Source organism: Halanaerobium sp., from assembly GCF_003070835.1.
On the sequence record NZ_QBLR01000144.1, the window covers coordinates 1 to 8,390 of the forward strand.

The following is an 8,390-nucleotide window of genomic DNA, read 5'->3' on the forward strand; positions in this document are numbered from 1 at the left end:
TTTATTACAATTATTACTTTTTTAGACTGTTACTTTCTGGCTTTAGCCGAGAATCCTCATAATTAAAACATCTATATTTATTTATCAGTAAATTCTATTTATATTCTACTCCATTAGCTCTATCAATAGTCCTAATAACTTCCCAGTAAGTCTTATAGTCAATTGGAATAAACTTGTCATCTTCAAATTCTTTTGCTAAGCTTGTACCTTCCCAGTCAAATGTGAAGAATGCTTTTTTAATCTTTTGAGCAAGACCAGGATGCAGATTGTTTACATAAGCATAAGCAGTTGTTGGGAAAGTCTGAGATTTATAAATTGTTTTGATCTCTGACTTATCAATTGCTCCACTGGCTGCCATTCTGTTCATTACAGAGTTAGCAATTGCAGCAACTTTGTAGTCTCCATTGTAGACACCCATAATTGAGTTATCATGGCGGCCGCTAAAAGTAGTCTCATAATCTTCACCAGCTTCATAGCCCATTTCTGATTTTAAAATTGCAGAAGGTGCCTTGAATCCAGAGTTAGATGTCTGAGATACAAAAGCAACTGTTTCTCCTTCTAAGTCTTCTAAGCCCTGCAGTTCACTATCTTTTTGAGTAATAATCTCCATTTCATAACCAAAACTACCATCCTCAGCTGCCATCATTGTAAAAGGAACAACTCCAGCTGTATTAACAGCAAAAGGAACACTACCAGTATTAATTCCAGCAATATGAATTCTGCCTGCTCTTAAAGCTTCTAACTGAGAAGCATAGTTTTCAACTGCATAAAACATAACTTCTTTTCCTGTAACTTCAGCTAAATGTTCTAAAAAATCTGACCAGGCTGTTTTATAGACTGAAGGTTCTTCTACAGGTGTATAAGAAAAAATTATAGTATCCGGATTAAGCCATTCAGATTCATCAGCCGGAAGATCAGCAACTAAATCACCATCATAGTCAACAAAGCCCTCTGCAAGATCTCCGTGATTGGTCTCTGCCGCTGCTGTAAATCCACTGATCAAAATAACTGAAAGAATTAATATTGTTAGAATTTCCCCAAATCTTTTCATTAATTATTACCTCCAAATAGTTTTTTTGTTTTTCGCTTGCAATTAATATAATGACATATCAAAGTTACAGGAGTATTGCCTGGAGGTTAAAAAAATGTTACTAATTGTTACGATTGTGTTAAGTATATTGTTATATAATTCACTTGTACCGGGTGCAAAAAAAGTGTACAAAAAAGCTAACATTTTTTTCTTAAAAATGCAGGGATTATTATCCCAACCACGAATTATTATTAATATAGCTTAATTTTTATTGAGCTATTTTTATTTTGTGCAGATTTTTTAATTAGCTAATGACTTTCTATTAACTTTTAGAAATTTAAATCATAACTGGAGGGAAGTATATGAAGGGAACGGTCGTATCAACCTGGCTGAGTACTCTCAACAAAACATATGGAGAAGAAACAGTCACTAAGGCAAAAAAGAAGGCAGGATTTAAAGAAGATTTAATAATTACTCCGATGACAACAATTGAAGACCAGAAAACAAAGGATTTAATGAAATATATTGGTCAGGAGGTTGGGAAAAAACCTGGTAAAATATGGCATGAAATGGGGATAGAGAATATTGAAACTTTTTCTCAGTGGTTTCCTTCTTATTTCAGCAACAGAACCCTTAAGAATTTTCTGATGCTGATGGATACTGTTCATCTGCAGCTAACAGAAATGCTGCCTGGTGCAAATCCTCCCCGCCTCCGCGCTAAAGAGCTCAATGACCATCAGATAGAAATGACTTATAAATCTGAAAGAGGAATGTACGATTACTTTTTAGGCCTTTTAGAGGGAAGTTCATCTTTTTTTAAAACTCCAATTGAAGTCGAAGAGATTGAAAGAGGAAGTTCAGATGATGGGCGAGAGTTTTTAACTATTCAGATCAGCTTTGAAAAATCATTCAGAAACGAAAAGAAGTACATATTTTCTAAAATTTTAGGGCTTGGAATCTTTAAAAGTATCCCTGCTAAAATGGGACTTGCAGGAACTGCTTTAAGTTTTGCTTTAACATCTTTACCACAATTTTCAGCCGGCTGGACTGTAAATTTAGGTGCTTCTCTCGGCCTGGGCGCTGTTCTGGCATTAATCAGCAGAGCTTTAATCTCTCCTGTTAAAGCAATTGATAATGAGCTGACAAAAATTGAAGAATTAAATCTGGATGATGAAAACAGACTAAAAACCGCTGACGACTTTGAAAAACTATTTGAAAAGCTGCGCCAGATAAAGGCAAAATTAAGAAAAGATATTCTGTTCCTTAAAGGTGGAACTGATGATATGCACAACTTTACCGAAGATTTTGTTGAGCTGGCTGAAGATATGGAAGAAGTCTCAGACAGCATCTCTACTGTAGTTGATGAAGTAGCTCAGGGAGCTCAGGCTCAGGCTCAGGAAACTGAGGAATCAGCCTATATAGTTAATCAAAATGTTGAAGAAATTGAAAAACTTGCTGCAGCAGGTCAGGACAGCCGTGATAACTTAGAAAATGCTGTAGAAAACATCCGCTCCTCTACTCAGGCGGTGGTTGATGTTAATCAGAGAATTAGTGGAGTCCGTGAGGCTTTTGCCAATGTTAATCAGCTGGGAAAACAGCTTTCAGAAAAAATTGAAACAATTATGGAAATTGTAGATACTGTTGAAGATATTGCAGGCCAGACCAATCTGCTTTCTCTGAATGCTTCAATTGAAGCAGCCCGCTCTTCAGATAACGGACGCGGGTTTACAGTAGTTGCAGAAGAAGTAAGAGAACTGGCCGAAGAATCACAGCAGGCTGTAGAAACAATCAGAAAAAATCTGGGAGAATTTACTGAACATGTTGAAAACCTAAGTTCCAGCATTAGTGAACAGTTTACTAACCTTGAGGCCAGCAATCAGGCTTTAGAAGAAGTTGCCGAATCAAGCAATAGTGCCACTAATGATATCGAAGCTGCTACTGATCAGGTTGTAGATATTGTAAGCAGTTTAAATACAGAGACTAAAAAAATTAGAGAGGTCATTGAAAACTTTAATAATCTGGCGGCAATCGCTCAGGAAAATTCAGCCTCAAGTGAAGAAATGAGCGCCAGTGTTAACAGCTATTCTGAAAAGATTAAGGAAATGACAGGCTATATCGAGCAGATGGAAGATTTGACAGAAAACTTCCGCACTAATCTTAAAGATTACAATGTCTAAAAAATAAAGTTAATAAAAAGCCAATAATAAGCTAAAACCGCTCTCAAGACCAGGCAGCTTTTTTCAGCCTCTGGACTATGGGAGCGGTTTTTTTACTTTAAATATAAGCTTTCAAAAAATATTCTGTTGTTTAAATAAATATTAGTTAAATAATAATTTAAAATAATTACTGTTCAAGATTATCCTTTATCACCTGTTCCCAGGCATGCATATTATCTAAAAGCCAGGCAGCAGAATCTTTTTCACCCTGATGATTACTGAAATCAATTTTTAATAATTCTCTATTTTTTCTTTTACCAAGAAAAGAATTAACTCGCTCAATATTTTCAATACTATCAAGGGGGATAACTATATTTTTTTTAGGTACCCATCTTAAAAAATGAAGCTCATCTGGTGTTAAAAGCAGTGAGCCATTTCCACGCACCTGTGCCCTGCCAGCTGATCTCTGGCCAAAGAAATTAACCTCTTTACTAAAATATATAATTCTATCTTTATGATAACTTTTAAATAGTTCTTCTGCCCTTTTTCTTTTAATAGAAGCAATAATTCTATTAACAATATAACAGAGGACAGCTAAGAGAACAGGGATTAATAAAATAAAGGTTTTCTGATTAAAAAACTGCATAATAAACCTCCCTAAAGAGCTGATATTAAATTAAATATTTTTTTAAAAATTTATTAATAAATTGTCTTTAAAACTAAAGCTCTCTGCTGACAGTGTTGACTAAAGTTCCTATTCCTTCAATTTCAATAGTGATTTGATCACCATCACTTAAAAAAATCTGCTCTTCTCTGGCAAAGCCAACTCCTTCCGGAGTACCAGTCAGAATAACTGTTCCCGGCAGCAGAGTCATATTATAAGATAAATAACTGATTAGCTGTTCTATATTAAAGATCATATCCGAAGTTTTAGACTGCTGCATGACCTCTCCATTTAAAATAGATTTAATTTCTAGATCACCAGCATCTAATTCAGTCTCGATCCAGGGACCAAGGGGACAGAAAGTATCAAATGATTTTCCTCTAGCCCACTGTTTATCCAGTTTCTTCTGACAGTCACGAGCACTAACATCATTGGCACAGGTGTAGCCTAAAATATAATCATCGACTTCAACAGTTTCAATATTTTTAGCTTTTTTAGCTATTACAACAGCCAATTCTGCTTCAAAATCAACTTCATCCGGGGCCAATTTCGGTAAAATAATCTCTGAGTCAGGGTCAGTTAAACTGCTGGTTGATTTTAAAAAAATTACCGGACGTTCCGGGATATCTGCTCCAGTTTCAACTGCATGCTGTCTGTAATTTAATCCGATCGCTATTATATTTGGTACTTCAACCGGTGACAGAAGCTTAACTTCTTCCAGTACTGCAGCTTCCTTTCCTGCAGAAAAATCCGAAAAAAGATCTCCTTCCAGCTCAAATATTTTTTGATCTTTTAAAATACCATTTTTAATTTTATCATCTTTTTGATATCTAATAATCTTCATCTGCTGCTCACCTACTTATATTATTTTATAAATAAATATCTTCAATAACCCTTCTCAGCTCAGCAACCAATTTCCTGCTGCCGGCTATCAATAGTGGTGCACCTTCAATCTCAGTCTGATAAACTTCTCCTCCAGCTTCTCTAACCAGTAATTCTCCTGCTGCCAGATCCCATTCTTTAAGCTTAAACTCCCAGTAAGCATCCATTCGGCCGCTGGCCACAGAAACAAGATCAAAAGCAGCACTGCCGGAACGCCTGACTCCTCTGATCTCTGGCAGAATTTTATTAAAAGGATCAAGATTATTTATTTTAGAATCTTTTTTATCATAAGGAAAACCAGTTGCAACCAGAGCAGAATTTAAAGTTGTTTTCTGCGAAATATTAATTGCCTTACCTGATTTATAAGCTCCTTTACCCTTAATGGCAGAATAAATTTCGTCTAATTCGGGAATATAGATAACTCCCATTACAACTTCAGCTTCATATTTCAAAGCAATAGAAACACAGTAAATGGGATAAGAACTGGCATAATTATTGGTCCCATCTAAGGGATCAACCACCCAGGTATATTTGCTTTTTTTATCAGTGAAATCACTTTCTTCTCCCAGAATATTATGTTCAGGATAATTCTTTCCAATCTTTGCTCTAATCATATCTTCACTTAAAAGATCAATTTCTGTTACAAGGTCAGTCAGTGTACTTTTGGTATTAACTTTAAAAGCTTCATTTTTTAACTTTTCTTTCTGCATCTTGCCTACATTTATAGCCCATTCTTTAGCGAGTACTGCTGCGTCAGCTAGATTTATCAAATTAAAAAAGCACCTCCAAAAATTATATTATTTCAAAATAATTTTATCAAAAACTTGCTTTAATTACAATTTATTAAGCATTTCAAAATGAGGAATATCATCTTCTAAATAGCGCTCAGAAACAACTTCAAATCCAAGCTGCTGATAAAAATCAAGTATATATTCCTGAGCTGAAATTCTGACGGCTTCTGTCTTAAAATTATTTTTTATATAAGAGAGAGCAGCCTGCATCAGCTTATTGGCCAGACCATTTCTTCTGTATTTATCTTTAACCAGAACTCTGCCGATGGAAATTTCTGGATAGGATATCCCAGCCGGAATAATTCTTAAATAAGCGGCAATCTCTCCTTCTTTTTGATAAAAAAGATGAAAAGAATTCTGATCTTTATTATCACATTCCTTATAAGGACAGTTCTGTTCAACCACAAAAACATTAATTCTGGCTTCAATTATTTTATATAACTCCTGATTGCTGAGTTCAGAAAATTTTTTTATTTTTAATTCCATAATCTACTCCTATTCTTTTATTTTAAATTTTAAAAGCTGAAAAATTTAAAGCTGACTATTGAAATATTTTTCAACTGCTTCTGCTTTTTCAGCTCTGGCAAAATAGTAGCCCTGATAATAATCACAGTTATTTTCAATCATAAAATTCAATTCTTCTTCAGTCTCCACACCTTCGGCCACTACTTCCAGTCCCAGATTGCTGCCCATCATAATAATAGTTTTTACTATATTTAAATTAGCCCGATTATGAACAAAAGATTTATCAATTTTTAATTTATCCAGAGCAAAGCGGTTTAAATATTCCAGAGAAGAATAACCGGTACCAAAATCATCAATAGAGATTCTGACCCCCAGTTTTTTGAGTTTGTTTAAAACTTCAACAGTATATTCTATATCCTTAATTACAGTTCTTTCGGTTATCTCAAGCTCCAAAAACTCTGCTTCAAGCTGATGCCGCTGCAGAAGCTGCTTAATTTTCCCAATAAAATCATCCTGCTGAAACTGCTGGGGTGCAATATTTACTGAAACAATTAAATCCATATATCCTCTGTTCTGCCAGGCTTTTAACTGCCTTAAAGCCTCATTTAAAATCCACTCTCCCAGCTTTAAGATCATTCCTGTCTCTTCTGCCAGAGGAATAAATTCTCCTGGAGAAATTCTGCCTTCTTCTGGATGCTGCCAGCGGATTAAGGCTTCTATTCCAATAACTTTATTGGTTTTACTTTCCAGCTGAGGCTGATAAAAAAGTTCAAATTCATTATTTACCATAGCTTTTCTCAACTTGCTTTCTAAATTCAATCTGCCTGAAAGCTGGCCCAGCATTTTTTCGTCAAAAAACTTGATATTATTTTTATCGTCAACAAAATGAAGTGCAAGCCTTGATTTTCTAATTAATTCTGAACAATTTTCCTGATTATCATTAACTGATATTCCCAGCTTTAATTTTAAATATATCAGATTATTATTAAGCTCATAGGGCTCTGATAGATTATTTAAAATTTCAAGAGCATATTTTTTTATTTGTTCTCTGCTTTTAGCAGAAGCAAAATAAAATACAAATTCATCACTTTTGCGGGCAATAGTCATCTCTTTCGATAAATTCTTACTCAAACGCTGATAGAGTTCTTTTAACAGCTCATTGCCTTTTTGATAACCATAATTACTGTTGACCAGACTCAGGTTATCTGCAGTCAGAGTAAATAAATAAATCTGCCTGCTGCTGTTTTTATTTTTCTTTAGAGATTCAGAAAGATTGTTTTCTAAAAAGTTTAAATTGGGTAGACCTGTCAGGGGATCATTATAAGTCAGCTTTTTAATTCTGCTTAGCATCTGGTTGAAGCCAGCAGCCAGACTGCCAAACTCATCCTTCTGCTCAACATCAAGTTCAAAGCTCAGCTGTCCTTTTTCAACCCTTTTAAATGCAGAAATAATCTGCTTTAAATTTAAGTTTATGTATTTAGAAATATCAAATATAATTAATATTATAATTAAAATTATGACTGTAAAGGTGATTAAAAGGAGATAAATAGTCTCATCTCTGATATTCTTTATTTTAGAAAGCAGCCTATCTACAGTGCTGTAATAACTGCTCTGATAACCTCCGGCACCGACAAAGAGATCTGTACCTTCAATTTTTTGAATATAGCCGTATTTAGTTTCCAGCATCCCATTATTCGGATTTTGATAGGGGTAGCTCAATCTGCCCCCATTACTATTTTGAATAATATCAATCATTTCTTTAAGCAGTTTTCTATCTTTTATCTCAAGTTCTATTCTATTTTTTCCTTCCAAAGCTGGAGTCGGGGGTAAAGAAACTGTATTTCCTTCTAGATCATAAATATAATAATAGTTTTCCTCTAAATCAGAATTTCGATTGAAATCTGCTATTAAATTTCTAAGCTCTGATTCACTAGCTCTTCTGCCCACTAAATTTTTATTCTTTGAATAAAAATCATAAATTTCAGCTAAAATTTCTGCTCTAGTTTTCACAAGAGACTCAAATTTATCATATTCTCTTTCCAATAGCTCTTCCTCAATTAATAATTGATTTTCAGATGAAAGGCTGCCGAACTGGTAGATAACAATTGCCAGCAGAAAAATCATCGCTAAAATAAAGCTGAGGCCAATGCCCAGCAGTATTTTATTTTTGATAGACAAATTTTTAAGTATTCTCATCATTAGCTCCTATTTATATATTTTCTTAGCTCATCAGAGAAAAATAAGTAAAAAAGATTTTATTAGTTATAATTATAACAGAAATAATTAGTTATATCTAATATTAGAAGGTAACGTCAAGTATTTTGTGTAAATAAATTAATATCTTTCTTCAAATAGTTGAATTAGTTTTTCTCGAGCAGCTAAAAATCCTTTTAATCTTCTCT

Annotated in this window: 7 protein-coding genes; 1 reads left to right on the top strand and 6 read right to left on the bottom strand. The window is 34.1% G+C overall.

The genetic code is table 11. The features are described from left to right. Positions 1-94 precede the first annotated feature (94 nt). Positions 95-1,051, bottom strand: a complete 957-nt coding sequence (gene phnD, locus CI949_RS13240; RefSeq protein ID WP_290767213.1) for a phosphate/phosphite/phosphonate ABC transporter substrate-binding protein — start codon at positions 1,049-1,051, stop codon at positions 95-97. A 341-nt stretch (positions 1,052-1,392) separates the two neighbouring features. Here phnD and CI949_RS13245 point away from each other — a divergent pair, with 341 nt between their 5' ends. Further along, complete coding sequence (locus CI949_RS13245; RefSeq protein ID WP_290767215.1) at positions 1,393-3,207, top strand: heme NO-binding domain-containing protein; 1,815 nt, start codon at positions 1,393-1,395, stop codon at positions 3,205-3,207. Between the two features lie 166 nt (positions 3,208-3,373). Here CI949_RS13245 and CI949_RS13250 read toward each other — a convergent pair whose 3' ends face one another. The 5 genes from CI949_RS13250 to CI949_RS13270 form a co-directional block, all read right to left on the bottom strand. Continuing rightward, on the bottom strand, positions 3,374-3,832 hold the full coding sequence (locus CI949_RS13250; protein ID WP_290767217.1) for a hypothetical protein: 459 nt from the start codon (positions 3,830-3,832) through the stop codon (positions 3,374-3,376). 73 nt (positions 3,833-3,905) lie between these two features. Then, entirely contained in the window at positions 3,906-4,694 is a 789-nt protein-coding gene (locus CI949_RS13255; protein WP_290767219.1) for a fumarylacetoacetate hydrolase family protein, read from the bottom strand. A 25-nt stretch (positions 4,695-4,719) separates the two neighbouring features. Next, positions 4,720-5,502: an inositol monophosphatase family protein gene (locus CI949_RS13260; protein WP_290767221.1), complete on the bottom strand. Its 783-nt coding sequence runs from the start codon at positions 5,500-5,502 to the stop codon at positions 4,720-4,722. 63 nt (positions 5,503-5,565) lie between these two features. Continuing rightward, positions 5,566-6,009 (bottom strand): GNAT family N-acetyltransferase, encoded by a 444-nt coding sequence (locus tag CI949_RS13265; RefSeq protein ID WP_290767223.1) that lies wholly within the window; start codon positions 6,007-6,009, stop codon positions 5,566-5,568. A 45-nt stretch (positions 6,010-6,054) separates the two neighbouring features. Continuing rightward, on the bottom strand, positions 6,055-8,184 hold the full coding sequence (locus tag CI949_RS13270; RefSeq protein WP_290767224.1) for a sensor domain-containing phosphodiesterase: 2,130 nt from the start codon (positions 8,182-8,184) through the stop codon (positions 6,055-6,057). Positions 8,185-8,390: the final 206 nt, after the last annotated feature.